The organism is Marinobacter sp., from assembly GCF_052094685.1.
Classification (GTDB): Bacteria; Pseudomonadota; Gammaproteobacteria; order Pseudomonadales; family Oleiphilaceae; genus Marinobacter.
Map to the genome: position 1 here is coordinate 1 of NZ_JBQDKB010000037.1, position 26,722 is coordinate 26,722.

Here is a 26,722-nt window from a genome sequence, read left to right on the forward strand (position 1 = left end):
AGACTCTTAATTTAAAAAGCCCCAACAGCATAGCTGTCGGGGCTTTTTTTTGTCTCGAATTTATTATCGCTACGCCTTTGTTATGGCAGCCAGAGTTCAAACACACCCCCACCAAGAGGTCCGCCATTGTGAAGCTTGATGTGGCCAGTGCGTTCTCCCTCGCAGTGAAGGTCTGCTACCGCAGAAACAAAGAGCAGGCCAAGGCTTGTGCTGCCGGTATTGAAATCTAGGGATTTAAAGCTCAACGTTCCGCTATGTTGCATGTGTTCTGGGTATCCCTCTCCATCATCTTCAACTCCGATAACAAGATATCCGTCCTGTTCATTGGCTGTTAGCCTGATTCTGGTTTTGGTATAGCGGATAGCGTTATTGATGGTGTTATTGAGTACACCGGTCAGCAGATCGGCGTCAAAAAAACCGTTGATGTCTTCGGCCACAATAGAACATTCAATATCTAGCCCTTTGAGAAGAGGCGTGTGCCTGGCAAGGTGCTCAGACAGGAAGTCGGGAACAAAATGCTCTTCAACGTGTGCTGAAAGATTGTTTTCGCCCAGACGGTAAATTCCTAGGAGCTGTACCAGATCGTTATGTATCCGTTCTGCTTCGTACTGGAGAGTGTTGAACTTGGATGAGTCGTCGAATGTGTTTTCGTTTTCCATCCTCAGCTCATCCAAGGAGTTGAGCAGCATCCCTAGTGAGTTCTTCATGTCATGTACGGTCAAAGCCAGAACCATGGAGAAATCGATATTGCGGTTTTTCATTGGTCCAGTGCCTTCAGTTTACGTTGCAGGGCAAGGTAGCGCCGATATTGTCCATGCTGTTCAGGGAGATCAGCCAGCCGGTCTAGGTGATGCCGACAGCGTTCTGTTAGGTCGGGGTTTCCGGCAGCGGTCCCATGCTCTTTTAGCAGTACCTGAACTTGGTTGAGGTTCAGGGCAGGGTGGTTTGGTATCATCTCAAGGGCTCTGCTGAAGGTATTTCCGGCTTCTTTCAAATTGCCTGATTCAAAGGCTGCTATTCCTTCCCGGTTGAGACGGCGGGCGTTAATTTTTGTGTGGAAGCTAACGGGCTCGTCCAGCAGACTTTCGATTCTCTTAATGGCCTCAGGGTTTTCGCCAAACTGCTCTGATAACTCCCCAAGCAACCTTTTAGCTTCACTTCCATGACCAAGGCGATAGAGGGTTTTCGCGTAGTCTAGGCCTGTCTCAAGTCCCAACGAGCGGTTGTTCTTTAGCTTCGGTCGGACGCTCTCCAGAATTGCTTCGGCTTCTTGTAAGTGTTCCTGGCCTGCGTGAATTCGGCATTGGATAATCTGGCTGCGGAGTTTAAGAATGTCGTTGTTTGGGAATCGCTTTTCCAGAGTACTAAGAGCGGAGAACGCTTCCTTGGCTCGCATCTCGCCTTCTTTGCTTGTATTGCCTTCACTCAGGTCGCACAGGGTTTGGCTTAGGGATAGGTAGTGGCTTGCGCTGTCATGAATGGAATGAGCTCCTAGGTGGACGGTTTTTCGCCACGCCTCTGCGGCAGTTTCCATGTCTTGGTTTGATTCTGCCAATTCAGCTAAGTGTTTTTGACGGAGCACAGCATTCGGCGAATAGCGTGTGGCCCGCTCTAGTATCTTTTGAGCCTGCCCCGGCCGATTCTGGAGTTCAAGGCCCTCTGCGAGAAGGTCATAGGCTTCCATGTAATCCGGGTGGTTGGCTAGTAAATGCCTTAGGCTCTCTACTGCCTCGTCGTAACGATGGTTGGCCAGTAGTACCTTGTTACGTCCGAGCCTGGCCCAAGACAGCTCGCGCTGGGAAAGAATTTCCTCATACACCTTAATGGCGTGGGAAAGATCTCCTAGCAGGAAATAGAGTTCCCCAAGGGTTTTCATAAGCCAGGTTTTATAGCGTGGCACTCGTGCAAGCGCGGTGACACAGAGTGAGATGGCTTCCGGATAGTTTTCCCGGTCGATCTCCCTGTTGATCGGAAGCAAGGCGCTTCGCTGGCAAATCAGGCTACCCAGTCGCTTCTCCAGCATGGCGCGATTAATCGGTTTGGTCAGATAGGCATCGGGCTGGTTTTCACGGGCTCCCATAACCATCTCTCTGGATGTTTCAGAGGTCACCATTAAGAAAAGTGATGATCGTTTGAGAAGCTTTTTGTGGCGGAGCTCTTCTAAAATATGTTGGCCATTTTTACCTTCACCCAAATTGTAATCGCAGAGCACTACGTCAACATGGTTGTAGGTACAGTACTGCACGGCGGGCCTGGCGCTGGCAGCCAGCTCAATATTGTCGGCACCGCAACTTCGAAGCATATGGCGCATTGAGAGTCGGAAGCTTTCAAAGTCGTCTATCACAAGATAGGAGAGCTTCCCGAAGGCGCCTGTGTCGGAAACGGCTATTGCCCCACGGGCGATCATGGGCGCTTTTGTTTCAGAAGTTTGTTTACTATAGCTCTCAATGCCGCGGGTTTAACCGGCTTATAGAGCATCTGATACCCTCGCTCAATCGCATCGTCGCGAACTTCAGGAGCCATATACCCAGTTATCAATATGCCCGGTATGTCGTCGCATCCGACTGTGCTGCGTATTGCGTCCATTGCATCCAGCCCGTTTTTGTCATCATCAAGTTGATAATCTGCAAGTATAATGTCTGGCTGTCTACCCTGTAGTTGCTCTAAGGCGTCTTCCAGGCTTTCTGCAGCCGTGACATCACATTTCCAGTTTCCAAGAAGGGCGACCATCCCCTGCAGGATAGCGGGATCGTTGTCGATGCAAAGTACGTTAAGGCCGCCAAGACTGGAAACGCGCCGAGAGCTTGAGGCTGATGTGTCAGTAATCTGGTACGCCTGGTCGGGCTGAGCAAGGGGAACCGTGATGCCAAAAACGCTACCTTTACCTTGAATCGACTGAACGTTTACAGGATGGTTTAGCATGCCACTGATTCGGTCGACAATCGCTAGACCTAGCCCAAGGCCTTTCTTGTCCCGGCCGTGCTGAAAACGCCGGAACTCTTCAAAGATAAAGGTTAGCTGGTCGTCCGGTATGCCAGGGCCGGTATCCCACACTTCTATGCGCAGATACCCTTTGAGGCGGCGGCAGCCCAGCAGGATTTTACCCTCTGGGGTGTAGCGAATCGCGTTAGACAGAAAATTCTGCACAACTCGGCGTAGGAGTTTCGAATCTGAATGAATCCATGCGCTACTAGGTACTACATGAAGCTTGAGACCCTGGTCTTCCGCGATAGCCGTAAAGTCAGTGGCTAGGTGTCGCATAATCTCGTTAACTGGGAACACACCAAGATCCGGTTCCAGTGCGCCCGCGTCGAGTTTAGAAATGTCGAGAAGGGTGCTGATGATTTCTTCTGCCGCACCGAGCGAGCTGTCGATATGATCCACAAGATCTTTTGCCTCGGTGTTAATGGCCTTGCCTGCGAGAGCTGATGTAAACAGACGCGCAGCATTCAGCGGCTGCAAAAGATCGTGACTGGCGGAGGCTAGAAAGCGGGTTTTGCTCTGGTTTGCCTGCTCAGCAACAGATTTAGCTTTCAGCATTTGCTCGTTGATCACTTGCAGTTCTTGGGTGCGTTCTTTAACCCGCTGTTCGAGATAGGTATTCGTTTCTTTAAGCGCCTGCTCCGTGCGGCGCATCGCTGTAATGTCCTGAAATGTGGTTACGTAGCCGCCACCCGGGATGGGGCTGCCATCTACTCTAACGATCGTTCCGTCTGGTCTCTGGCGCTCATAAGAAATAAGCTGGCCGCTGCGCATATTGCCATAGTGGTTGGCAATGATTTCATCAATTCGCCGGGCCGGCAGGTTGGCATTGGTAAGGTTGTAGCGCATTAGATCTTCTGCAGGGCGCCCGACTCTCACAAACCCCTTAGGGTAAGTGAACAACTCCAGGTACCTGTGATTCCAGACCACCAGCTGTTGTTGCTGGTTGACCACGGATACGCCAAGGCTAATGTTTTCGATAGCCGACTGAAGAAGTTCTCGGCTGAACGTCATGGCCTGTGATGCTTCATCTACAATGCTGACCACGTCTTCGATCTGCATGTCTCGGCCCGTTAGGGTTGACTCCAGAACCACACGAGCGGTAGACGCGCCAATCACCGACGCTAGCTGGCGCTCTATGTACTTCATCAGATGAGAGGAAGCCGGGCGGTGTAGATGCAGTCTTATGGCGTTGCGACGCTCGTAGTTTCGAAAGATGACTTCGGAGCGTTCTTCGCCCATGAACCTGTCAGTCAGAGCTTGTAAGTCCGATGTTAGTATTTCCCCCTGCCAACTTTGATGCTGAACCGTATCTGCTTTCGGATGGGGATCCTGAAAGAACGAGGCAATCTGGATTTTCTCACGCACTCGCTGGCGTGTTACTAGAGAAAGCAGAGCGTAGGTCAGCGTATTGACGCCCAGGCTCCAGATAATACCGTGGCTGGTTTGGTCGAGTTCCAGCCCGAATAATGCGGTTGGCTTTGTCCAACGGAGGCCCCAGATACCTTCGTTGATCAGTGTGTCGCTAAACCAGCCAGTTGAAGCCAGCGCTGGTAGAAGCAGGGTGTAACACCACAGGAAAAAGCCGAGAGCCAGGCCCCATGCTGCGCCTGTGGCGTTGCCGCGACGCCAGAGGATGCCACCTACCAACGCGGGGCCAAATTGTGCCGCGGCAGCGAAAGACAGAAGCCCGAATGAAGTCAGGCTGTAATCTTCTCCTGCCATTCGATAAAAACCATAGGCAGTCAGCAAAACCACAAAAATGGCGACTCTTCGAATGCCGAGTAGCAGAGAGCTTAGATCGGCTTGACGGTTCATCCGTGGTCGAAAGAACTTGAGCAAAGCCGGCATGATGATTTCATTGCTCACCATAGTGGCAATAGCAACAGAGCAAACGATAACCATGGCGGCAGCTGCGGAGCCGCCACCAAGGAACGCAAGAATGGCCAGCCATTCTTTTCCGGCCATAATAGGTAGCTGAAGGATGAGAATGTCAGGGTTACCGGCTAGGGATTCCGGTGCCAAAAGGCCAGCCGCCGCAATAGGCAGCACGAACGCGCTGGCCACAATGAGATAAACCGGCATAGCCCAGCGGGCGACTTCGAAGTCGCGGTGGTCTGCATTCTCTACCACCATCACGTGAAACTGTCGTGGCAAGCAGATGATAGCCAGCATCGCCACGAGGGTTTGGGTGATGAAAGCCGGAGCTTCGATGGCATCTGTTGTAAGAATACCGCCCAAGTCTGCCTGCTTCACATTTACCAGTAGATCGCCAAAGCCGTTGTATAGCCCGTACCCAACAAACAGGCCAACGGCAACAAATGCAACGAGTTTGATCAATGATTCAAACGCTACCGCTTGAATCATACCGCGATGGTGCTCGGTAGATTCTAAATGCCGGGTGCCAAAAAGTACGGTGAACGCGGTTAGCGCTAAGGTGATGTACCAAGCTGCATCGTTCCAGGCAGCAGTACTCAGCTCCCCTGTACCTTTACCTGTGTCGGACAGCACGCTGAAGCCCATGGCGATGGCTTTCAGCTGTAGTGCGATATAGGGCACGCTGCCAATTAGAGCAAACGTAGCGATCATGGCGGCTAGTAGCTGGGATTTGCCGTACCGTGAGGCTATAAAGTCCGCAATGGAGGTGCTGTTGCTGCGCTTACTTATATAGATAATTCGACGCAGCAAAGGTGCACCGAAAACGAAAACAAGCAGGGGCCCTAAATAGATGGGGAGAAATCCGAGTCCCTCCTGGGTGGCTCTTCCCACGGCACCGTAGAAGGTCCAGGAGGTGAAATAGACCGCCAATGACAGTGAATAAACATGCGTCCGCGCAAAGCGTCTACGATACAGTCCGGGATGTTTATCTCCCGCCCAAGCGATGATAAACAGGATTGAGATGTAGGTGATGGAAATTAAAACCAGCAGCCAGACACTAATCATATCTATACATTTCCGTCAGGTTAGGCGGGTTACCTGCCTTGTGAACTCGTGTTTCAGCCGGCACACACAGTGGAATAAAGCACGTCGCTGCGGTTCAGGGTTTTGAGATTATCTACCCGCGGCGCTCCGTCAGAGCCGATAGGAACTAACTCCCGAGTTGCGCAATTAATAATGTGGATCCGGTGAGAAACTGTGTCTGTGATCTTCTGCTCAAAGCGGTAGAGCGTGAAGCGGATGATGTTTGGGTTGCTAGTGTCGCGCGCGATGCTCTGGGTGTCCACCGTGGAAAAGGCGGTGACATAAGGGAAGGCCATAGTCCAAGGGCGCCAGAAAATCCCATCGCGCTCTGTACTTACAACTACAGCCTCTGTAGGTAAGCGGGACTGTTTATGGTCGTACCATGAGTACTCTCCGTAAATCAGGTAGCCCAGCATACCTACGCCTGCAAATACCGGGATAAGCCATTTTGGTGCTTTATTGCGGGTGGCTGCCCGAATTCCGAGAGCTATGCCAGCGGCGCCCAACCCACAGAATACAGTGGCGACTAAAGTCCAAAACATAATAACTGTTTCCTTAAAAAAGAACGGGCTCCCTCGTAGAGGAAGCCCGTCCGGTAACAACCTGTCAACTCATTGAGTGTATCAGGCTAAGCTGTTGCTTAGTGGTCTTGCGCTTGTCCGGCGCCACGTGGGTAGCGAACGCTTTCAACCAGCTCCTGAATCTCAATGGGCGGCTCTTCAGTTGCATTGGATACAGCGAAGGCTACCGCAAAGTTGACGAGGGCACCAATTGCACCAATCGACAACGGAGAGATACCAAACACCCAGTTCTCAGCGGTGTCTGCAAGGTTGGCTGTACCTGGAATGAAGAACCATCCCTTGTACACGAAGATGTACGATAAGGTGAATACCAGACCGCACAGCATACCTGCAACAGCGCCCTTATTGTTGATGCGCTTGGAGAAAATGCCCATCATTAGTGTCGGGAACAGTGACGCAGCCGCAATGCCGAATGCCAAGGCAACAACCTGAGCAGCGAATCCTGGAGGATTAGCACCCAGCCAAGTGGCTACCACGATTGCGACGGCCATTGATATCCGAGCTGCCAGCAACTCTCCTTTTTCTGATATGGCCGGATTAATCGAGCCTTTGATCAAGTCATGACTGATTGCCGAGGATATGGCCAAAAGCAGGCCGGCCGCCGTCGATAGCGCTGCTGCTAAACCACCGGCTGCGATTAGGCCAATAACCCAGCCAGGCAGGTTGGCAATTTCGGGGTTCGCGAGCACCAGAATGTCGCGATTTACGTCCAGCTCGTTGCCTTTCCAGCCGCGGGCGTCTGCCTGTGTTTGGAAAGCCGTGCCTGCTTCAGACGAATCATCGTTATACAGCTGAATGCGGCCATCTTCGTTTTTGTCGGTGAACTTTATCAGGCCAGTAACTTCCCACTCTTTGATCCAGGTTGGGCGCTCATCATACTGAATCGGTTCAGCAGCTGTGCCATCTGGATAGATAGTAGTCATCAGGTTCAGGCGAGCCATGGACGCAACAGCCGGAGCCGTGAGATATAGCAGCGCAATGAACACCAGAGCCCAGCCAGCAGACCAGCGAGCGTCAGCAACTTTCGGGACGGTGAAGAAGCGGATGATAACGTGAGGCAGGCCGGCAGTCCCGATCATTAGGGTCAGCGTGAACAGCACCATGTTCAGGTGACTGTCGACGTCTGCGGAATACTCAGTGAAACCTACATCAGTGATTACCTGGTTTAGCTTGTCGAGAATCGGCATTCCAGAATCGATATGCGTGGAGAACAGCCCCAGCGCAGGTATAGGGTTGCCCGTTAGTTGCAGCGAGATAAAGACGGCTGGAATGGTGTAGGCAAGGATCAGTACGCAGTATTGAGCAACTTGCGTATAAGTGATGCCCTTCATGCCGCCAAGTACCGAGTAGATAAAGATAACGACAGCCGCAATAATCAAACCTGTCGTGGAATCGACTTCCAGGAATCGGGAGAACGCCACGCCAGCACCGGCCATCTGACCGATAACATAGGTTACAGACGCGACAATCAGGCAAATAACCGCAACCAGGCGCGCATTCTTACTATAGAAACGGTCACCGATAAACTCTGGAACCGTAAACTTGCCAAACTTGCGCAGGTAGGGGGCCAAAAGCATGGCTAGCAGGACGTAACCGCCCGTCCAGCCCATCAAGTAGGCAGAGCTTGCATAGCCACTCGCTGCAATAATGCCTGCCATGGAAATGAATGACGCTGCGGACATCCAGTCTGCACCAATCGCCATACCGTTGGTAATGGGGTGAACGCCGCCGCCGGCGACGTAGAAGTCTTTCGTGCTGCCAGCCTTGGCCCAAACAGCAATCATGATGTAGAGGAGGAAGGATCCACCTACAAACATAATGTTAATCGCAAATTGACTCATCCCTTACTCCTCGTCCACGCCGAATTTTTTATCGAGTCTGTTCATGCGCCACGCGTAGTGGAAAATCAGTGCAATGAACGTGAGAATCGAGCCTTGTTGAGCGAACCAGAAGCCCAGATCCGTGCCGCCGACAGCAATTCCGGCGAGCATGGGGCGTAGAAGGATTGCGAAGCCATAAGAACACAGAGCCCATATGATCAAGCTCCCAAATATAAGGCGAAGATTCGCCTTCCAGTATTGTTCAGCATCGTAGCTATGACCTGACATAGGATTACTCCTGTCTTGTTGTTTTTGATATGCAGTGGTTTTTTGGTGAGCTGAGCGAGCCAGAGAGTTTATTATTCATATTGGTATTTCCCCTACTTGTTCTCCTCTTTGACTTTACCGGCCAAGCGATTTATAGATATTGGCAAAAAGTCTAATTCTAGGTTTTTTGCTGTGACGGGTGCCTGTTTTTTAGGGGTTTCAGGTAGTTAGGTTACATGCGGTGTATTTTTTTCAGTCGGCGGTGGTAGCGTAGTTTATCGTGTAGTTCCTTAAGTGTTTTTAGGCCACTCTTGTGGGCTTTGTTCAGTGCAATCAGTGTCAGCTCGGCGGTCGCCAGAGCATCGGAAGCTGCGTGGTGTCTTGCACTGACTTCAAGGCCAAAAAAGTCAGCCCAGTGATCCAGTCCTTTGCCGCCGGTATGTGCGTTCGGGAAAAACGCAGGTAGCAGTTCTGCGACGTCCATCCAGGTATGATTCTTGGTGTACTCAAGCTCAGCTTTAAGAGTTTTTTCTAGAAACCTCTGATCGAATGCCGAGTGGTATGCAAGCACTGGGTCGCCATTCATCCATTCCAGAAGAAAAAGTAGCGCATCTTCGGTTTCATGGCCCTGGGTGAGGGCTTCTGTCCCGATTCCGTGAATCAGCACCGTCTCTGTTATATCAAGCTCAGGACGTCTCAACACCAGATCGAATTGATCGCTCAGATCGATCACGCCGCCGGTGATGGCTACTGCACCAACGGCAATGACCTCATCCTTATTTGGATGCAGGCCAGTCGTTTCGAGATCCAGCACAATAAGGCGGCAGTTTGAGAGCAACTGATCCCCCGGGCTTTTGGGGTTAGGTAAATTCTCGGGCGGCATGTTGCTGGTAGGGCCGGCGCGACGGCGCTCAATCCACTGTCTGATTTGTTCCAACATGGGGCGACGGCCTGGGTTTAGAGTTGGTAAGTGATTTCGAGCTTTTGCTGCAGGCGCTGCGCCTGCCGGAATGATTCACGGAGAATGCGTTTGTCCAATGGGTTCAGATCGTCTGGGTCGATGTAGTTGGTGAGTTCTTGGCCCTTGTTGAGCATTTCCTGATGGGACCTCATGCGAATCGCTTGAATAAGGCTGTAAGCGTCTTTCCAGGCGTTGGCATCTTTGGCATCAAAAACGCCTTTTTGAACTAGCTCATTCATTCGTTCAAGTGTGTTTGCAGATTCAACGCCGTTGGCGAGCGCGAATACACGTACAGATTCCACGAAAGGTGCTAAGCCTTGGCGCTTCAAGTCCAGGCTGTGTTTTTTACCGTCAGAAACATAACGGAAGTTGCGGAACATGGTTAGCGGTGGCTTTCGCTGAAATGCGTTGCCGGCCAGCATTTTCTGGAACAGATCGTTTTTGCGGATTCTTGTGAGTACTCTTTCTAGCAGTTCGTGCAAGGAGTCGGTTGGGCCGAACACGGATCTCATATCCAGAAAGATGGATGAATAGACAAGGTTTTGAGGGGTGGATGCGTCAATAAATCGGATAAACCAATCATCCCATTCGCGAACGCTCAGGCAGAGCTTGGGATTGCTGGCCATGATGTTGCCTTTACACAGAGTAAAGCCACACTCGGCGAGTTCGTCGTTGACTGTCCGGGCGAAAGGCAGCAGCTTCTCACGAACCTGATCTTCGGTCAGATGTTCCGGGGTCTGGAACAGAATGCCGTTATCTTGATCGGTCAGTAGAGTTTGTTCCTGCCGGCCTTCGCTGCCAAAGGTGAGCCACGTGAAGGGAATGCCTGGGTCATTTCTCTTAATGTTCAGTTCCAGAACTCGCCGCACGGTAACGTCGTTAAGCGTGGTAATAATTTTCACGACCTGACCCGAGTCAGCGCCGTGAGCCAGCATGGCATCCACTAGCCGGGATACGTCGGAGCGCAGGCTAACCAGAGTCCGTAGATGCGTTGCAGTGCCGATGGTGCGGGCAAGATTAACCAAGTCGACCCGCTGCAGGGAGAAGAGATCTCTTTCCGACACCATGCCAATCAGTTTTTTCTCTTCATCCACCACGCAAATATGGGCGAAGTGATGTTCTGCCATCAGCATGGCCGCGTCGAACGCATCAGCCTGTGCCGGCAGGTAGCAGGGATCTTTCGTCATGAACTGACGCACAGGAGTATCAAGACTGCCCGCATTCTCGGCAATCATTGTGCGCAGATCACGAAGGGTGAATATGCCAGTTGGGTGTCGGCTGTCGTCGGTGATGATAATGCTGCCTACGCCATTTTCATGCATGCGGGCGACCGCTTTACGCACTGACAGATCCGGTGAGCACACAATCGGGTTGCGAAGCGCGTAGCGTTCGAGAGGCGTGCTCAGTGATATGCTGGACCCCATGGACGCCATGGCACCGGACTGAATGCGCTGATTTACCTGATCAAGCAGGCTACTGACACCGCGCAGGCAGAAATCACGGAATGACTCGCTTTCGGAAAATAAGGTAATGAAGGCGTCTTGCTCGATGCTCAAGCAAAACGTGTCGCCGGCGGCTCGGTGCAGTGTCCGGGTGGGTCGTTCACCTATAATGGCGGCCAGAGGAAAGCACTCGCCAAGGCTGATCTCAAATGTGGTTTCAGTTTTTTCAGCTTTCTCGTTAAGACGCTCACCTCTGATCCGTCCCTGTTTAACGACGTAAAACTTTCTAACGATACCGTCGTCTGGCGACAGAACTACATCTCCGTCGGCATAGAATCGTAGCGTGGCGTGCTCAGCAAAGTGGGCAAGATGGTCTTCGTCCATGCTAGAGAAGGGGGCGTGCGCCTGCAGGAAGCCCATAATAGCGCGGGTATTTTGCGGGCGTGTGTTGTCCTGATTTGCTGCCATAGCCGGTTCCGCTTCTTCGTTATTGCTGTCTGTAGAACAGTGTAGATCACCGGAGCGAGTGTCCACTCTACGATTTTGGTCGCAACTCCGTTCAGTTACGCCGCTTTTGGTCGTAACTTTGGGCAATCTCCCTGCTTTCTTTATAGGGAGCGCGCCCGGTGGTAAGGTTCTCTCATTCACCGGATTATTGAAAGCACGGCCATGACTAGCAAAAACGATCGCCTCAGTTTTCTTGAGGAAATGAAGGATGTTCGGCGTATCCGAAAGCCCAATCGCGCTGAGATAACCACGCCCCGAGAACTGACGCCCGGCCATCTGGAGCGTCAGCGTGCAGCTGTGGAAAAATCGTTCAAAGATTCTAACCCATTGACCTCCGAGATGGTTGATCCACTAACCGCCCACGATATCCTCTGCTGGCAACGGCCCGGTATTCAGCATGGAGTCTTTCGCAAGCTCAAGCATGGGCAATACGCCATTGAAGCAAGGCTCGACTTGCATCGCATGACCGTAGAGCTGGCGCGACGGGAAGTTTTCCAATTTATCGCTGATTGCGCCCGTTATGGGTTGCGATCGGTCATAATCCTTCACGGCAAGGGAGAGCGTAACCCGGATGGCATAGCTCAGCTAAAAAGCTACCTTGCCAAGTGGCTGCCCGAACTCCCGAATGTGCTGGCGTTCCACTCAGCCGAGAAGCGCCATGGTGGCACTGGAGCAGTTTATGTCATGGTGCGAAAGAGTGACCGGGACAAGCAACACAATCGCGAGCTGTATGGCTCACTTTAAGGCTGTATTTTCTGTGTGACGGGCTCAGTAGCGTTAATCCAAGCTGTCCACCGAACTCAACTGGGGTATTTGTCATGAAAAAAATTGCGTTAATGATGTTTGTTTTTCTGGCTCTGGCAGGGTGTAAGGATCGAGTGATCTGGGATGATAAAGGCAAGGTTGACGAAGCGACGCAGGATCGAGAAGTGTGGGATTCCAACGGGAAAATGGAAACTGATGATCGCGAAGTCTGGGTTAACAAGGATGGTGAAAAAGTCGTGGAGTGAGCAATAAAGAACCCAGGCTGTCACAGGTAGCACCGGGAATTAATGGGAGAGAGCAGGAATGGCATTGAGCCTTAGAGTTAATGGCGAACAGCGTTCACTGAATGCTGAAGGTGATACCCCTTTGTTATGGGTGTTGCGTGACGAACTAGGGCTTAAAGGCACCAAGTTTGGTTGTGGAGCTGGCCTTTGCGGCGCCTGCACGGTTCACCTAAACGGGCAGCCTGTGCGTTCCTGTTCAACGCCTGTGGAGTTTGCATCAGGCGGCGAGGTGACCACCATAGAAGGCCTGGCAGCGGGTGGGCAGTTGCACGCTCTGCAGGAAGCATGGATTGCGCAGGGTGTGCCTCAATGTGGTTATTGTCAGTCGGGCCAGATCATGAGCGCTGCCCATCTTTTGGCAACGAACCCGGCGCCCGCACGGGACGATATTGTGGCTGCTATGACAGGCAATTTGTGCCGGTGTGGTACCTATTCGCGAATCATCGCAGCGGTAGAGTCAGTGGCTGGAGAGTCTCTGGCTTACGACGCGGCCGCCGTTGGGGGGGAAAGCTGATATGGCGATGAACCGACGCGACTTTCTTAAAGTGAGTGCCGGCACATCCGGCTCTTTAATGCTGTCTCTTTCGCTTCCTGGCTGCTCGGGAATGCCAACTGGCTACACTGAGGAAACCGGCCAATGGAAGCCGGATGCTTGGCTTGAGATAACGAATAAAGACGAGATTCACTTTACTCTGTCTCGTGTTGAGATGGGGCAAGGCACCTACACCGGGTTAACGACCCTGATTGCAGAAGAACTGGAAGTCGATCCCGGCGCGATCACGCCACGGTTTGCACCGGTGGCGCCGGAATACCTCAACCCGCTGTACAAACTGCAGCTGACTGGCGGTAGTACCAGTATCGCAACTAGCTGGGAGCCACTGCGCACGGCGGGTGCGTCGGCGCGGCAGATGCTTGTTATGGCTGCAGCAAGAGTCTGGCGAGTTGATGCAGCCGAATGCTCAGCGCGGCAGGGCCGAGTGATTCATCCGAATGGCCTGGATTCCATGCGCTATGGTCAGCTGGTGGAATTGGCTTCCAAGGAAGTGTTGCGCGGTGACGTCTCACTGAAACCGGCCAGTGAGTGGAAGTGCATAGGCAAGCAGAATGGCCGGCTTGATGCCCGCGCAAAATCCACGGGCACGGCTGTGTACGGCATTGATGTTGAGCTTCCCGGTATGGTTTATGGCGTGATAAGCCGCTCGCCCAGATACGGCGCTCAGATTAAGGCTTTCAACGAAAAAGATGTTCGCGCTATGCCCGGTGTTCTCGATGTGTTCGAAATTGAGCGCGGAGTGGCGATTGTTGCCGATAAATACTGGCGTGCCCGCAAGGCTCAGGATGCGTTGAAAGTTGAGTGGGACAACACCGATGCCTTGTCGCTTTCTACAGATGAGGTGTTTGCCTCATACCGTCGTGCGGCTGATGACGATCCCGGGGAATCTGAGCGTAGCGAAGGTGATTATGAATCAGCAGCTCGCAAAGTGGGAGAAAGTGAGTCTGGGAAGATTGTTGAGGCCGAGTACAGTCAGCCTTATCTCGCTCACTCTACGCTGGAGCCCATGAACGCTACGGCGTGGTATAAAAACGACAGCATTGAGGTATGGGCACCAACCCAGGCTCCGGATCTTGGACGCATTGCAGCGGCGCGAGTGACCGACCTGTCCCCGGATGATGTGACGATCAATACCACTTTTCTGGGTGGCGGGTTTGGCCGTCGTTTGACCCAAGACTACATTGAAGAAGCGTCAGCTGTGGCTTACCGGGTGAAGAAGCCCGTGAAGGTCATCTGGTCTCGTGAAGAGGACACCCAGCACGATTTGTATCGCCCAGCCATGCTGCACCGACTGTCAGCTGGCCTTGCAGGCAATCAGCTGATTGGATGGCATCATCAGATCGTTGGCCCTCAGCTGTTGGACTGGTACGTGCGCAACGCTGCGCCTGCTCAGTACCCCTGGGCGCCTAAGTTCATGTACGGCACCTTGGGTAAAGTCGGTTTGCTGGCCGAGGGTATTGCGACCCCCAAGGATATGTCGGCCATTGAAGGGGCTATAGGGTATCCCTACAACGTGGACAACATTGATATTCGCCACACCCATACCGATCCAGGCGTGCCCGTTACTTTCTGGCGATCAGTGGGTTACTCGCACAATGGCTTCGCTGTTGAAACCTTCATGGATGAACTGGCTCATGAAGCCGGAGAAGATCCGTACCAGTTCCGCCGTAACTTGCTGGCGGGCCAGCCTAGGCACCTAGAAGTCCTCGACCGAGTTGTGAAAGTAGCTGGCTGGAATGAGCCGGTTCCAGAAGGACGAGCCAGGGGTATCGCGCTGTTCAAGAGTTTTGGAACGTTTGTAGCGCAGATAGTTGAAGCGGGTGTGGAAAATGGCGCCATTCGGGTTTATAAAGTGGCGTGCGCGGTGGACTGTGGCCAAGTGGTTAACCCACGCATTGTTGAAGACCAGATTGAAGGCGGGATCATCTTTGGTCTGACCGCAGCGCTATATGGCGAGATAACCTTTGAAAATGGTCAAGTTACCCAAAGCAACTTCCACGATTATCAGCTGATGCGACAGTACGAGTTGCCTGAGGTTACGGTAGATATCGTAGAAAGCACCGTATCCCCAACAGGTGTTGGAGAGCCGGGTGTTCCGCCGGTTATACCGGCCTTGGGTAACGCGATGTTTGCGTTAACAGGCAAGCGCCAGCGCAGCTTGCCCCTGAAAGCCGATGCCTAACGCAGCACCCACTCGGATGGCCGGCGGTCATGCATCGGTGATTGACGATGTTCTGTTGTGGTTGGAGCAGGGCAGGCAGGTGTGGTTATGCACCATTGTGGAAACCTGGGGGTCATCTCCCAGGCCTGCGGGCTCTTGGCTGGCGGTGAGTGATTCCGGGCAGTGGAGTGGTTCTGTATCAGGCGGTTGTTTGGAAGAAGATCTCCTGCGCCGCACGGCGGAAAGCGGCTCGGATTGCCCAGTTGTTATCGACTATGGCATTACCGATAACGATAGGGATGATTTCCGTCTGCCATGCGGCGGTCGTATTCGGTTGCTGGTGGAGCCTTTCGGTAATAGTAGCCTAGCCATTGAGCACGTAAACCGGCTGGCGGAAGCTCTCCATGACCGAGCGCCGGTGGCTCGCCGAGTCAGCCTGAAAGGCGTAGCCACTCTGGAAAGTGCCGTATCAGCTGCCCGCCCAGGTATCGTATTTAACGGGGAAGAGTTGCTCCATACGCTTCAGCCAGAATGCAGACTACTGCTAATCGGAGTAGGCGAGGTGGCGCGCTATGTGGCTGAATTTGCGACGGCTGCCGATTTCACCGTTACCCTGTGTGAGCCCCGTGAGACGTTTGCGTCTGGCTGGGGGCATAATCACTTGCCTCTTGACCGGCGCCTGCCGGACGATTTGATTGCCGAGTCTTTTAGGGATTCCTGGTGCGGTGTGTTGGCGCTGGCTCACGACCCGAGAATAGACGACATGGGCCTGCTGGCGGCGCTGCAGTCACCGGCGTTCTATGTTGGCGCTATGGGCTCAAAGCCAACCTCTGAGGCGCGGCGAGAGCGCTTGGAGTCACTAGGGCTTGAGGCAGCAAGAGTGAAGCGTTTGCGAGCACCCATTGGCATTAATATCCCCAGTAAAACTCCCGCAGAAATTGCCATTTCCGTTGTTGCTGATCTGATTGAGGCGCGGCATCATTTGCGAACAGCCCACGAGCCATGCTCTTCACCTTCGGGAAAGTAAACCGTGTTTGATATAAACCAGTACGCCGTTGTTGCTGAATCCATTGTGGATGCCGGGCGCCTCCTTTACGGGCGCGGCTGGTCTCCGGCCACAAGTAGTAACTATTCTGCCCGCATAGATAACGAGCACATTGCCATTACGGTATCGGGCCGCCACAAAGGACAACTGGGTGCGGGTGACGTTATGGTGGTCGACCTTGAGGGTCGGCCGGTGCAGAGTGATTGCCGCGCTTCTGCGGAAACCTTGCTGCACACTGTGTTGTACCAGGTGTTTCCGAATGTCGGCGTGGTTCTTCATACCCATTCTGTGAATGCGACCGTGCTGAGCCGGCTCCTGCCTGCAGGGGAGCACTTAACGTTTGAAGGGTATGAGCTGCAAAAAGCCTTTGACGGTATACAGACTCATGAGTCAACCGTAACGGTTCCGGTGTTCGAGAACACGCAGAACATTGAAGCGCTTGCTCTGGAAACCCAGGCATGGTTTCTCGATCACCCAGAGCAACCTGGTTACTTGATTCGTGGGCACGGGCTGTACACTTGGGGTAAAACCATGGCTGATTGCCTACGGCACGTGGAAGCTTTTGAGTTTTTGTTTGAATGTGAGCTTGCAACCATGAGGGTTCGCCCATGACAATTTTGAGTACTTTTGATGCGCATAACCCGGACACCGCTCTGACAGTAACGGACGACCCCGCAGAGATCGGCAAGCTGCTTGAAAACAAGGGTATCCGCTTTGAACGCTGGCTAACCCAAGACCTGCCGGCGGGCGCAGCTCCGGAACAGATTTTGGAAGCCTACAGTGCAGAAATCGCCAAGTTGAAATCGGAGAGCGGTTTTCAGACTGCCGATGTGGTGAGTCTCAATCCGGATAACCTTCAGAAAAAGGCCTTCCGGCAGAAGTTTCTGGATGAGCATACCCACAGTGAAGACGAGGTACGCTTTTTTGTGCGCGGCCAGGGTATCTTCTACCTACACCTTGGTAGCCAGGTGTTTGCGGTTCAGTGCCAGAAAAACGATCTGATCAGCGTGCCCAAAGGCACCAAACACTGGTTTGATATGGGCCCGGAGCCGGAGTTTACCTGCATTCGTTTGTTTACCAACCCTGAAGGTTGGGTTGCGGATTTTACCGGCGAGGATATCGCCGGGCGTCTGCCACGTTTTGAGGCGTTGGAAGGAGCAGCCCTATGATACGGGTGATTCTTACGGATATTGAAGGCACCACTAGCTCAATATCTTTTGTGCACGACGTGTTGTTCCCCTACGCGGACGAGCACTTGCCGGCGTTTATTTGCGAGCAGCAGACCCGCCCAGACGTTTCGGAGCAGCTTGATCTGGTGGCAGATGACTCCGGGATAGATCGAAAGGATATTGAGGCGCTGATTGAAACGCTGCAATCGTGGATTCGTGAAGACCGTAAGGCAATACCACTCAAAACACTCCAAGGCATGGTCTGGCAGCAGGGATATCAGCAAGGAGAGCTTAAAGGCCATATTTACGAAGATGCTGCGCTGTATTTGCAGCACTGGCACGACCGTGGGTTGCGTTTATATGTCTATTCATCCGGTTCTGTTAAGGCCCAGAAACTGATCTTTGGCTTTTCCGAGTCAGGTGATCTCACGCCGTTTTTCTCTGGCTATTTTGACACCCGAGTTGGTGGCAAGAAAGAGCCGAAAGCCTACCGAAACATTGTCGAAGAGCTTGGGGTAGAAGCCGAAACAATCCTGTTCCTCTCGGATGTTGAAGCTGAGCTGAAGGCTGCTGAAATTGCCGGTATGAAAACAGCGTGGCTCGTTCGCGAGGCAGAGCTGCCGGAGACAGGGCGCTTTGTTGCCAGAGACTTTGCCGAGGTGGATTCCCTGCTGAAAAGGCGGTAGCTGTTAATTGGCTGGCGGTTGGAGGTGAGCATGACGGGAGCTCGAATTGCCAAGTTGTTTTTCCTGGCTGTGATGGCGTGTTTGCTGGCGGCTTGTAACCCCTTTTCGGATGCCCGTCCTATGATGGACGAATACGTAGAGCGGGTTGGCCGAGTTCTGGATGTGGAGCCGGCATTTTCCGAGATTCCAGCCTCCGAGCGGATACCGAGACGTCGTAATCGAGTGCTGTCGATGCCTGATCTAGAGCTGGGTATGCTGGACTTCCTGTCACTGTACAGCTGTGAGCTGCAATACGTGGTTGGCGAGAAAAACTCCGTGATGGGCAAGGTGATGCAGCCTCTTAACCGCCTGCGTTACGAAGTTCAGTTTATTAAGGCTGCGGGCGACTGCCTGAACACGGTAGAGGATGAAGAGCTTAAAGATATCTTAAATCAGGCCATTACCAGCAAACGGGAATCCTTGCCTATTGCCATCTGGAACGCAACCTGGGGCGTGGAGGAAGTGGAAACGTTATTCACGTTTGCCAAGGGAGAGTATCCTGTCGAGGCTGCAGACCCGGCTTCAGACCTTGCCCGTGACGCCCGCCAGTTAAACAAAGCCGTAGCGGAGCTTCTGGAACAGAACTTTGATGTGGATACGGATTTTTGGGGCAAGGTGCATCAGCGCTGGCAGGCAGAATACCGGGCAGGGCAGCTTATCAATAGCGCCCACTTGGTCACGACCCGACTCGGGGATGCCACACATCTAATTCGTCAGCGCTTGGAAGCCCGTCCGCTGTGCCTGAACGGCAATGCTAACAATCAGTCCGACATTGTTCAGGGCATGTTTTTCAGTATTTATATCGGGAAAATCCAACCTTACCTCGCTGACTTGCGACGAGCTCGCACAGATCTGATCGAACCCCTGTCTAGGCTAGCGAACATGCAGAGTGATGTTATGCCGGAGCATTTCCAAAGATGGTACGAGTCAACGCTGGCCTTGAAAGGAGGCAAGAGCATTTGGGCGAATCTGGATAAAGCTGTAGCCGATCACACCAAAAGCTGGCAAACGCTACTGGAGCAGTGCGGGCTAAGGCCAGGAGCTTAGGTGTAGGTTGCTGTCTGCTAGCGTTGGCTTTCCGGCGTCACCCTGAGAATTTCTTCAACGGTGGTCAGGCCATTGGCCACTTTTTGAGCACCGCTTAATCGCAAGGATTTCATGCCTTCTTTATAGGCGTCCCGGCGCAGCTGCTCAAGCTCACATTGATCTGTAATCTGGCTCGTTAGTGCACCTGAAAGCGTCATAATCTCGTAAACGCCCGCTCGGCCCATGTAGCCGGTATTGCGACATTCCAGGCAGCCTACGGGCTTGTGGAACTGTTTAGGCGGCGGTGCTTTCCAGGGCTTGGTCAACGTTTGCCATGCCTGGGTGTCAACGGGAGCGGGCGCTTTGCAGTGTGGGCACAACGTGCGAACCAATCGCTGCGCCATAACACCCAGCACGGTTGCGCGAATCAGGTAGGGCGGGATGCCCAGCTCCATCATTCGGGTCAGAGCGCTTGGCGCATCATTTGTATGCAATGTCGAGAGCACAAGGTGCCCGGTCAGTGCGGCCTGTACGGCCATTTCGGCAGTTTCCAAGTCGCGAATTTCGCCGATCATAATGATGTCTGGATCTTGCCTCAGCAAAGCCCGGACACCTGCTGCAAAAGTTAGATCAATATTGGTCTGAACTTGCATCTGGTTAAACGCTGGTTCAACCATCTCGATGGGGTCTTCGATGGTGCAGACGTTCAGCTCGGATGAAGCGATCTGTTTCAGCGTGGAATATAAAGTGGTGGTTTTACCTGAACCCGTAGGGCCGGTAACCAGCACAATTCCGTGGGGCTTTGAGGTTGCTTCTTGCCAGCGCTCCCGGTCTTCACGGGTGAAACCTAGCTGTTCATAGGATTTCAGTAGCACGTCTGGGTCAAAAATCCGCATCACCATTTTTTCCCCGAACGCTGTGGGCATGGTAGCTAGGCGCAGCTCTACTTCGCCGTTATCGGGTTTGCGGGTTTTTAGTCGGCCATCTTGGGGCCTGCGTTTTTCTGCAACGTTCAACCGTCCCAAAATCTTGAGCCGGCTGGTAATGGCCATGCCTACATGTTCGGGAAATTCATAGACGTTATGCAACACGCCATCAATCCGAAAGCGCACGTGGGTGAGGGTGCGCCTTGGCTCAATGTGAATATCCGATGCACGTTGATCAAAGGCGTACTGCAACAACCAGTCAACAATTCGCACCACATGCTGGTCGTTGGCATCGGCGCTGTCGCTGGCGCCCAGTTCCAGCAGCTGCTCCAGATTCTGGTGGCCGGCGCTGTTGCCAGGTGCCTGGCCGCCGCTGGCTTTGCTAACGGAACTGGCTAACTGATAGAACTCGACCGTGTAGCGACGGATATCCTCAGGATTCGTCACTACTCGACGAATATCCTTACGCACCGCTTGGCGAAGGTTTGTTTCCCAGTCACTTTTGAAGGGTTCAGCGCTGGCGATCAAGATTTCTTCCTGGCCGATCTCTACAGCCAGAATGCCGTGGCGCTGGGCAAACGCATAGGACATGACCCGGGCTATTGCCGGCGTATCAATTTTTAAGGGATCGATATGGTAGTAGGGCTGATCGGCCCAGCCTGCCAACCACTGTGTCAGCCGGTCTAGATCCAGCGTCTTGCCGCTTTTTTCACTGCTAAGTGCAGCAATGGCTACTAGCTCTAATGGATGGCGCTTTGCAGCTTGGTTGCTGGCGGCCCCAAGATTGGCAGAGAGCACTCGTTCTGCGTTGCTCTGGTTGATTTCGCCATCGCTAACCAACGCCGTACAGATGTCCCGCAGAGTCAGCGTACTCCGTGGCGGCGCAGGCGGGCGCGATGGGTGCTCTGTTTTATTGGAATCGGACATAGGGTGTCACTTTCCGGTATGGACGCATTTCAGCCTGAAATCGGCCGATTCACTTTCAGATGAACCATCGCCATGGTGAATAACAGGAAAGTAAGTATCGTGAGCATAACCGGGCCTGGTGCCCCCTGGCTCAACCAAGCGGTAACCACCGCTTGAGTGAAATAGAAGATCACCACAAAGGCCAGCCAGATATAACCGCGGTTGTTGCCACGGAACACGAGTACGGCAAGCGCCAGCAGTGGAATCAACTTGACTGAGAGCATCAGTGCTATGGAAACCCCTTCAACCGGCGCCGGGTAGAAAGTGGTAAGCAACAGGGTGGCCAATACGGCCAAGTAAAGAAACTGGGTTGCCCGGGCAGTCTGTCGGGCTTTTGGGTTGTGGAGCATGGTCAGGTTCCAGATGTTGGGTACGAGATTTTACGTTGCGCAAGGGTGTTTGTGTCAGTCTGCCAGTCTGAGCGCTAGTTTTCCCAAGCGCTCGCCAAACGATTGGCAAAGGGCTTTTTCATGCTTGCTCAAAGGCTGTTGTTCAGCGGTTCCGGCCCAGTGCGTTGGGCCATAAGGTGTGCCCCCGGTTGCTGTTTTACTCAGGTTTTGGTCTGTATAAGGCAACCCACACAACACCATGCCGTGGTGAAGCAAGGGCACCATCATGGTCAGCAGTGTGCTCTCCTGGCCCCCGTGCAGGCTTCCCGTTGAGGTAAACGCCCCTGCCGGTTTGCCCACCAGCGCGCCGCTAAGCCAAAGATCTCCGGTGGTGTCCAGAAAGTGCTTCAGAGGCGCCGCCATATTGCCGAACCGGGTTGGGCTACCAATCGCCAGGCCAGCACTGTTGGCTAAATCAGATTTGCTGGCGTAAGGCGCACCTGCATCCGGAACCGGTGGCAGCGAGGTTTCTGTATTTGGCGATACCGCAGGAACGCAGCGCAACTTCGCTTCAATACCGGCTACCCTCGCAACACCCCGGGCGATTTGATTTGCCAGTTCTGCAGTTTGACCGTTGCGGCTGTAATACAAAATCAGAACATAGGGCAGTTGCTCAGGCATTTTGGCGTCCTTTAATCAGCGCTTGTAAAATCAGAGAATCGTTAGAACGTTTTCCGGTGGACGGCCAACCGCCGCTTTGCCGTTGGCGAGTACAATGGGTCGTTCAATCAATTTCGGGGTTGCTACCATAGCAGCAATCAGCTGTGTTCGGCTCAGATCCGTGTTGTCCAGACCAAGTTCCTTATACTCCTGTTCCCCTGTGCGCATCAGTTGCCGAGGTTCGAGGCCGAGCGCGTCAAGAATATCTGACAGCGCCAGTTCTGTCGGGGGCGTTTCAAGGTAGCGTATAATCTCCGGTTCAATACCCCGTTCTGTGAGTAGCTCAAGAGTCTGGCGAGATTTTGAACAGCGTGGGTTGTGGAAAATCCGGATAGGTTCTGTCATGTTCGTGCCTGTTTGTTGAAATGGAGCCGCAATTATCTGTGGCGAGCAGTCTAACAGGAGGTTTTCCCGTGCAGAACCCTGTCATTCACCGGTTTTCCCGGCGCGCAACCGTTGCATGTGTGCTGTTTTGTTTGGCCTTGCTGGCTGGCTGTCAAAAAGTTGAGCTGGAACGGGCTGAAGGCCCGAAACTGGCGTGGAATGACCTTCGTGGTCAATGGGTACTGGTCAACTACTGGGCTGAATGGTGTAAGCCTTGCTTGGAAGAAATTCCCGAGCTGAATGAGTTGAACAAAGCGCCAGATATTACCGTTCTAGGGGTGAACTTTGACGATGTGAAGGGCCAGTCCCTGGTGGATCTCGGCGAGCGCATGGGTATTGAATACACCATGCTTGTGCAGGATCCGGGTCCGGAATTTAAATGGGAACTCCCGATTGCGTTGCCAGCAACCTTTGTTGTGGATCCCGACGGGAACCTTCTGGAAGCCCGCTTTGGCCCGCAAACAGAAGAAGATATACGGGCACTGATTGGCGGCTAAATGCTGCGGACTCTTTTAGGTGCTCTTTTTCAGAGACGTTTTCACACACTCTAATGAATATACATGCAGGAAAAACCTGACGTTATGTCGCAGACTTTTGTACACCTTCGCGTGCACTCCGAACACTCCATGGTGGATGGCCTAGTTCGGGTTAAGCCACTGGTTAAGCGAGTAGTAGAGTTGGGCATGCCGGCTGTGGGGCTCACAGAGCAGTCCAACATGTGCTCGCTGGTGCGGTTTTACAAGGAGACCACCGGTGCCGGCGTGAAGCCTGTTATTGGCGCAGATCTCTGGCTGGAAAATCCTGATGAGCCAGAAAACCCGTTCCGGCTAACGTTGTTGGCTCGGGATAACGACGGCTATCTGAATCTCACCGAAATTATTTCCCTCGGGTACACCGAAGGGCAGAAATACGGCAAGCCAATTATTCAGCGCCATTGGCTGGAAAGCCGAACAAGCGGCCTGATTGCCATGTCTGGCGCCAAAATGGGTGATGTGTGCAAGGCACTGCTGGCGGGCAAGCCTGAACTGGCCAAGGCCAGGGCCGAATACTGGATGAACCTGTACCCCGAATCTTATTATCTGGAATTGCAGCGTACCGGACGGGCAGGGGATGAGGATTGCCTGCACATGAGCGTTGAACTGGCTCAAAACCTCGGGCTGCCAGTTGTTGCCACGAACGATGTACACTTTCTTAAGGCTGATGACTTCGAGGCCCATGAAGCCCGGGTTTGTATCGGTGAAAGCCGAGCATTGGACGATCCTCGCCGCGACCGCCGTTTTAGCGACCAGCAGTACCTTCGCAGTTCAGAAGAAATGATTGAGCTGTTCAGCGATATTCCTGAAGCCATTCAGAATACCGTAGAAATAGCCCGGCGTTGCTCGGTAACCGTGCGTATGGGGGAGTACTTCTTGCCCAATTATCCGGTGCCTGAAGGCCTGACCATGGACGAGTATTTCCGCCAGGTATCTGAGGAAGGATTGGAGGATCGTCTGGCCAAAACCCTTCCTAAGGATGACCCCGAGTACGACAGCAAGCGTGAAGCCTATTACAAGCGGCTTAATTTTGAGCTGGATATTATTATCCAGATGGGGTTTCCCGGCTACTTCCTGATCGTAATGGACTTTATCAAATGGGCCAAGAACAACGGCGTGCCGGTGGGCCCCGGCCGTGGTTCGGGCGCCGGCTCGTTGGTCGCTTATGCCCAGCTCATCACAGATCTGGACCCGCTGGAGTACGATCTGCTGTTCGAGCGGTTCTTGAACCCAGAGCGGGTCTCCATGCCCGACTTCGATGTCGACTTCTGCATGGAAGGGCGGGATCGTGTTATTGCTTACGTGGCCGAAAAGTACGGTCGGGAAGCCGTTTCCCAGATCATCACTTTTGGAACCATGGCAGCGAAGGCAGTCGTGCGGGATGTTGCCCGGGTTCAGGGTAAGTCTTACGGCCTGGCAGACAAGCTGTCCAAAATGATTCCCTTCGAAGTGGGTATGACTCTGGCTAATGCGGTTGAACAGGAGCCCTCGCTCAAAGAGTTTTTAGAACAGGATGAAGAAGCCCAAGAAATCTGGGAAATGGCGCTTAAGCTTGAAGGTGTGTGCCGGAACGCAGGTAAACACGCTGGTGGTGTTGTTATTGCGCCAACGAAGATTACCGATTTCTCGCCGTTGTACTGTGACGACGACGGCGGCAGCCTGGTTACCCAGTTCGACAAAAACGATGTGGAAGATGCCGGGTTGGTGAAGTTCGACTTTCTTGGCCTGCGAACGCTGACCATCATCGACTGGGCCTTGAAGATGATCAATCCAAGGCGAGCAAGCCGAGGATTAGCGCCGCTGGATATCAGCGAGATTCCGCTCGTGGATGCTCGCTCATTCGAGATGCTGAAAAAGGCTGAGACTACCGCTGTGTTCCAGCTGGAATCCCGCGGCATGAAAGATCTAATCCGTCGGCTTCAGCCAGACTCCCTTGAGGATATGATTGCACTGGTGGCGTTGTTCCGCCCAGGGCCGCTGCAGTCGGGCATGGTTGATGACTTTATCGACCGTAAGCACGGCAAACAGCCGATGTCTTTCCCACACCCTGATTATCAATACGAAGGCCTAAGGCCGGTTCTGGAGCCCACTTATGGGGTTATCCTTTACCAAGAACAGGTTATGCAGATTGCTCAGGTAATGGGGGGCTACTCTCTGGGTAACGCAGACATGCTCCGCCGCGCCATGGGTAAGAAAAAACCTGAGGAAATGGCTAAGCAGAAGCAGTTTTTCCTTGATGGCTGCGAAAGCAATGGTATTAACAAAACCCTCGCGGAAAACATATTTGACCTGGTAGAGAAGTTTGCGGGCTACGGCTTCAATAAATCTCACTCAGCTGCTTATGCTCTGGTGTCATACCAAACATTGTGGCTGAAAGCGCACTACACAGCCGAGTTTATGGCTGCGGTACTGACTGCGGATATGCAGAATACCGACAAGGTGGTGACACTGGTAGAGGAGTGTCGCAACCTCAAGCTGGATCTGGTGTTGCCAGATGTCAGCCGCTCAGAATATACCTTTACCGTTAACGATGAAGGTCAGGTTGTTTATGGGCTTGGCGCCATCAAAGGGCTGGGTGAAGGCCCTATTCAAGCCATCGTGGACGGCAGGGCTGATGGCGAACCTTATCAGGATATTTTCGACTTCTGCCGCAAGGTCGATCTCAAAAAGATCAACAAGCGTGCCATGGAAGCCATCATTCGCTCCGGCGCCATGGATAAGCTCGGTGCCAGTCGCGCCCAGCTTATGGCTAGTGTCCCGAAAGCAGTGCAGCAGGCCGATCAGCAATCCCGTAACGAATCCGTGGGTATGATGGATATGTTCGGGGAAATGCTGGAAGCCGGTGACGGCGGCGATCCGTATGACGATGTGGCCGATATACGGGAGTGGCCTGAAAAGCAGCGCCTGAAAGGTGAAAAAGACACCCTGGGCCTATACCTTACCGGCCATCCGTTTGATGAATACGAGCGAGAAGTTCGGCGGTTCGTGCGGTCATCCATTGCCGATCTCAAGCCCAATAAAACGCCTCAGCGTGTTGCCGGGCTGGTGATTGCACAGCGAACCATGAAAACCCGCACGGGTTCTACCATGTGCTTTATTACCCTGGATGACCGCAGCGCGCGAATTGAAGCTACGTTGTTTTCCGAGGCGTTTTTTGAGCATCGGGAGCTGCTGCAATCAGATCAGGTGATTGTGGTTGAAGGTCAGGTAAGTCACGATGATTACTCTGGTCAGATGAAAATGCGCGTGAACTCGGTGATGGACGTACCTAGCGCTCGCAAACAGTTTAGCCGAGGTTTGAAGCTGAACCTTCGTGCTGATCAGATGCAGAACGGTCTTCTGGATAAAATCGACAGTACGTTGAGGCCGTTTCGCTGCGAGGGTAGCCCAGTCTGGATTGAATACAGTAGCCCCGAAGCCAGCACCCGAATTGAGTTGGGAGAGTCATGGCGTGTGCAGCCGGATGACAATTTGCTGTTGGAGTTGAAGTACCTGGTGGGCGACCGGTGCGTGGAACTGGTCTATGATTAAATGAATAATGCAAAGAATTGTGCGGGAAATTAAATATTCGTCAGATTGCGGACTCATACCAATGTCCGCTTTAGCGATGACCCG

23 protein-coding genes are annotated in these 26,722 nt (G+C 53.1%); 11 read left to right on the forward strand and 12 right to left on the reverse strand.

The features are described from left to right. Positions 1–80: 80 nt before the first annotated feature. The 8 genes from ACTH3S_RS09280 to ACTH3S_RS09315 form a co-directional block, all read right to left on the reverse strand. A complete protein-coding gene (locus ACTH3S_RS09280) occupies positions 81–761 on the reverse strand; it encodes a sensor histidine kinase (protein WP_441808726.1) in 681 nt (226 codons plus the stop codon). Beyond that, a complete protein-coding gene (locus tag ACTH3S_RS09285) occupies positions 758–2,407 on the reverse strand; it encodes a tetratricopeptide repeat protein (protein ID WP_441808727.1) in 1,650 nt (549 codons plus the stop codon). The genes ACTH3S_RS09280 and ACTH3S_RS09285 overlap by 4 nt, the downstream gene beginning before the upstream one ends. Next, entirely contained in the window at positions 2,404–5,925 is a 3,522-nt protein-coding gene (locus ACTH3S_RS09290; protein WP_441808728.1) for a PAS domain-containing hybrid sensor histidine kinase/response regulator, read from the reverse strand. The genes ACTH3S_RS09285 and ACTH3S_RS09290 overlap by 4 nt, the downstream gene beginning before the upstream one ends. Positions 5,926–5,978: 53 nt before the next feature. Continuing rightward, positions 5,979–6,485 (reverse strand): hypothetical protein, encoded by a 507-nt coding sequence (locus ACTH3S_RS09295; protein WP_441808729.1) that lies wholly within the window; start codon positions 6,483–6,485, stop codon positions 5,979–5,981. 98 nt (positions 6,486–6,583) lie between these two features. Then, positions 6,584–8,365, reverse strand: a complete 1,782-nt coding sequence (locus tag ACTH3S_RS09300) for a sodium:solute symporter family protein (RefSeq protein WP_441808730.1) — start codon at positions 8,363–8,365, stop codon at positions 6,584–6,586. Between the two features lie 3 nt (positions 8,366–8,368). Next, positions 8,369–8,632 carry a DUF4212 domain-containing protein gene (locus tag ACTH3S_RS09305; protein WP_441808731.1) on the reverse strand — a complete coding sequence of 88 codons (264 nt, stop codon included), beginning with the start codon at positions 8,630–8,632 and terminating at the stop codon, positions 8,369–8,371. Between the two features lie 211 nt (positions 8,633–8,843). Beyond that, positions 8,844–9,551 (reverse strand): 3'-5' exonuclease, encoded by a 708-nt coding sequence (locus tag ACTH3S_RS09310; RefSeq protein WP_441808732.1) that lies wholly within the window; start codon positions 9,549–9,551, stop codon positions 8,844–8,846. Positions 9,552–9,568: 17 nt separating this feature from the next. Beyond that, positions 9,569–11,482 carry a putative nucleotidyltransferase substrate binding domain-containing protein gene (locus ACTH3S_RS09315; protein ID WP_441808733.1) on the reverse strand — a complete coding sequence of 638 codons (1,914 nt, stop codon included), beginning with the start codon at positions 11,480–11,482 and terminating at the stop codon, positions 9,569–9,571. A 201-nt stretch (positions 11,483–11,683) separates the two neighbouring features. Between ACTH3S_RS09315 and smrA the strand changes: the two genes are divergently transcribed. The 9 genes from smrA to ACTH3S_RS09360 all read left to right on the forward strand — a co-directional run bounded on the left by smrA (position 11,684) and on the right by ACTH3S_RS09360 (position 19,270). Further along, the gene (gene smrA / locus ACTH3S_RS09320; protein ID WP_441808734.1) at positions 11,684–12,265 is read left to right on the forward strand and encodes a DNA endonuclease SmrA; all 582 of its coding nucleotides are present in this window, start codon (positions 11,684–11,686) and stop codon (positions 12,263–12,265) included. 74 nt (positions 12,266–12,339) lie between these two features. Further along, complete coding sequence (locus tag ACTH3S_RS09325; RefSeq protein WP_441808735.1) at positions 12,340–12,531, forward strand: hypothetical protein; 192 nt, start codon at positions 12,340–12,342, stop codon at positions 12,529–12,531. A 58-nt stretch (positions 12,532–12,589) separates the two neighbouring features. Then, on the forward strand, positions 12,590–13,084 hold the full coding sequence (locus tag ACTH3S_RS09330; RefSeq protein WP_441808736.1) for a (2Fe-2S)-binding protein: 495 nt from the start codon (positions 12,590–12,592) through the stop codon (positions 13,082–13,084). A gap of 1 nt (position 13,085) precedes the next feature. Then, the gene (locus tag ACTH3S_RS09335) at positions 13,086–15,305 is read left to right on the forward strand and encodes a molybdopterin cofactor-binding domain-containing protein (RefSeq protein WP_441808737.1); all 2,220 of its coding nucleotides are present in this window, start codon (positions 13,086–13,088) and stop codon (positions 15,303–15,305) included. Continuing rightward, positions 15,298–16,311 carry an XdhC family protein gene (locus tag ACTH3S_RS09340; RefSeq protein WP_441808738.1) on the forward strand — a complete coding sequence of 338 codons (1,014 nt, stop codon included), beginning with the start codon at positions 15,298–15,300 and terminating at the stop codon, positions 16,309–16,311. The genes ACTH3S_RS09335 and ACTH3S_RS09340 overlap by 8 nt, the downstream gene beginning before the upstream one ends. Positions 16,312–16,314: 3 nt before the next feature. Then, positions 16,315–16,941, forward strand: a complete 627-nt coding sequence (locus ACTH3S_RS09345) for a methylthioribulose 1-phosphate dehydratase (protein ID WP_441808739.1) — start codon at positions 16,315–16,317, stop codon at positions 16,939–16,941. Next, positions 16,938–17,498, forward strand: coding sequence for a 1,2-dihydroxy-3-keto-5-methylthiopentene dioxygenase (locus tag ACTH3S_RS09350; protein ID WP_441808740.1), 561 nt, complete (start codon positions 16,938–16,940; stop codon positions 17,496–17,498). The genes ACTH3S_RS09345 and ACTH3S_RS09350 overlap by 4 nt, the downstream gene beginning before the upstream one ends. After that, positions 17,495–18,184, forward strand: a complete 690-nt coding sequence (gene mtnC / locus ACTH3S_RS09355; protein ID WP_441808741.1) for an acireductone synthase — start codon at positions 17,495–17,497, stop codon at positions 18,182–18,184. Before ACTH3S_RS09350 ends, mtnC begins: the two co-directional genes overlap by 4 nt. 30 nt (positions 18,185–18,214) lie before the next feature. Then, positions 18,215–19,270 (forward strand): DUF3080 domain-containing protein, encoded by a 1,056-nt coding sequence (locus ACTH3S_RS09360; protein ID WP_441808742.1) that lies wholly within the window; start codon positions 18,215–18,217, stop codon positions 19,268–19,270. 17 nt (positions 19,271–19,287) lie between these two features. On the opposite strand, the gene ACTH3S_RS09365 is transcribed toward ACTH3S_RS09360, so the two are convergent. The 4 genes from ACTH3S_RS09365 to arsC are packed head-to-tail and all read right to left on the reverse strand — an operon-like array spanning position 19,288 to position 22,535. Continuing rightward, positions 19,288–21,102 carry a GspE/PulE family protein gene (locus ACTH3S_RS09365; RefSeq protein ID WP_441808743.1) on the reverse strand — a complete coding sequence of 605 codons (1,815 nt, stop codon included), beginning with the start codon at positions 21,100–21,102 and terminating at the stop codon, positions 19,288–19,290. A 29-nt stretch (positions 21,103–21,131) separates the two neighbouring features. Continuing rightward, complete coding sequence (locus ACTH3S_RS09370) at positions 21,132–21,491, reverse strand: DUF2069 domain-containing protein (protein ID WP_441808744.1); 360 nt, start codon at positions 21,489–21,491, stop codon at positions 21,132–21,134. A 54-nt stretch (positions 21,492–21,545) separates the two neighbouring features. Beyond that, entirely contained in the window at positions 21,546–22,151 is a 606-nt protein-coding gene (gene wrbA / locus ACTH3S_RS09375) for an NAD(P)H:quinone oxidoreductase (RefSeq protein WP_441808745.1), read from the reverse strand. Positions 22,152–22,181: 30 nt separating this feature from the next. After that, a complete protein-coding gene (arsC, locus tag ACTH3S_RS09380; RefSeq protein ID WP_441808746.1) occupies positions 22,182–22,535 on the reverse strand; it encodes an arsenate reductase (glutaredoxin) in 354 nt (117 codons plus the stop codon). An 83-nt stretch (positions 22,536–22,618) separates the two neighbouring features. Between arsC and ACTH3S_RS09385 the strand changes: the two genes are divergently transcribed. Next, positions 22,619–23,071 carry a TlpA family protein disulfide reductase gene (locus ACTH3S_RS09385; protein WP_441808757.1) on the forward strand — a complete coding sequence of 151 codons (453 nt, stop codon included), beginning with the start codon at positions 22,619–22,621 and terminating at the stop codon, positions 23,069–23,071. Positions 23,072–23,155: 84 nt separating this feature from the next. Next, the gene (gene dnaE / locus ACTH3S_RS09390) at positions 23,156–26,638 is read left to right on the forward strand and encodes a DNA polymerase III subunit alpha (RefSeq protein WP_441808747.1); all 3,483 of its coding nucleotides are present in this window, start codon (positions 23,156–23,158) and stop codon (positions 26,636–26,638) included. The last annotated feature ends 84 nt before the right edge of the window (positions 26,639–26,722 follow it).

What these genes read in the sequence shown, in the direction of transcription:
- ACTH3S_RS09280 (WP_441808726.1), bottom strand. Translation starts at nt 761, where the DNA reads ATGAAAAACCGCAATATCGATTTCTCCATGGTTCTGGCTTTGACCGTA.
- ACTH3S_RS09285 (WP_441808727.1), bottom strand. Translation starts at nt 2,407, where the DNA reads ATGATCGCCCGTGGGGCAATAGCCGTTTCCGACACAGGCGCCTTCGGG.
- ACTH3S_RS09290 (WP_441808728.1), bottom strand. Translation starts at nt 5,925, where the DNA reads ATGATTAGTGTCTGGCTGCTGGTTTTAATTTCCATCACCTACATCTCA.
- ACTH3S_RS09295 (WP_441808729.1), bottom strand. Translation starts at nt 6,485, where the DNA reads ATGTTTTGGACTTTAGTCGCCACTGTATTCTGTGGGTTGGGCGCCGCT.
- ACTH3S_RS09300 (WP_441808730.1), bottom strand. Translation starts at nt 8,365, where the DNA reads ATGAGTCAATTTGCGATTAACATTATGTTTGTAGGTGGATCCTTCCTC.
- ACTH3S_RS09305 (WP_441808731.1), bottom strand. Translation starts at nt 8,632, where the DNA reads ATGTCAGGTCATAGCTACGATGCTGAACAATACTGGAAGGCGAATCTT.
- ACTH3S_RS09310 (WP_441808732.1), bottom strand. Translation starts at nt 9,551, where the DNA reads ATGTTGGAACAAATCAGACAGTGGATTGAGCGCCGTCGCGCCGGCCCT.
- ACTH3S_RS09315 (WP_441808733.1), bottom strand. Translation starts at nt 11,482, where the DNA reads ATGGCAGCAAATCAGGACAACACACGCCCGCAAAATACCCGCGCTATT.
- smrA (WP_441808734.1), top strand. Translation starts at nt 11,684, where the DNA reads ATGACTAGCAAAAACGATCGCCTCAGTTTTCTTGAGGAAATGAAGGAT.
- ACTH3S_RS09325 (WP_441808735.1), top strand. Translation starts at nt 12,340, where the DNA reads ATGAAAAAAATTGCGTTAATGATGTTTGTTTTTCTGGCTCTGGCAGGG.
- ACTH3S_RS09330 (WP_441808736.1), top strand. Translation starts at nt 12,590, where the DNA reads ATGGCATTGAGCCTTAGAGTTAATGGCGAACAGCGTTCACTGAATGCT.
- ACTH3S_RS09335 (WP_441808737.1), top strand. Translation starts at nt 13,086, where the DNA reads ATGGCGATGAACCGACGCGACTTTCTTAAAGTGAGTGCCGGCACATCC.
- ACTH3S_RS09340 (WP_441808738.1), top strand. Translation starts at nt 15,298, where the DNA reads ATGCCTAACGCAGCACCCACTCGGATGGCCGGCGGTCATGCATCGGTG.
- ACTH3S_RS09350 (WP_441808740.1), top strand. Translation starts at nt 16,938, where the DNA reads ATGACAATTTTGAGTACTTTTGATGCGCATAACCCGGACACCGCTCTG.
- mtnC (WP_441808741.1), top strand. Translation starts at nt 17,495, where the DNA reads ATGATACGGGTGATTCTTACGGATATTGAAGGCACCACTAGCTCAATA.
- ACTH3S_RS09360 (WP_441808742.1), top strand. Translation starts at nt 18,215, where the DNA reads ATGACGGGAGCTCGAATTGCCAAGTTGTTTTTCCTGGCTGTGATGGCG.
- ACTH3S_RS09365 (WP_441808743.1), bottom strand. Translation starts at nt 21,102, where the DNA reads ATGTCCGATTCCAATAAAACAGAGCACCCATCGCGCCCGCCTGCGCCG.
- ACTH3S_RS09370 (WP_441808744.1), bottom strand. Translation starts at nt 21,491, where the DNA reads ATGCTCCACAACCCAAAAGCCCGACAGACTGCCCGGGCAACCCAGTTT.
- wrbA (WP_441808745.1), bottom strand. Translation starts at nt 22,151, where the DNA reads ATGCCTGAGCAACTGCCCTATGTTCTGATTTTGTATTACAGCCGCAAC.
- arsC (WP_441808746.1), bottom strand. Translation starts at nt 22,535, where the DNA reads ATGACAGAACCTATCCGGATTTTCCACAACCCACGCTGTTCAAAATCT.
- dnaE (WP_441808747.1), top strand. Translation starts at nt 23,156, where the DNA reads ATGTCGCAGACTTTTGTACACCTTCGCGTGCACTCCGAACACTCCATG.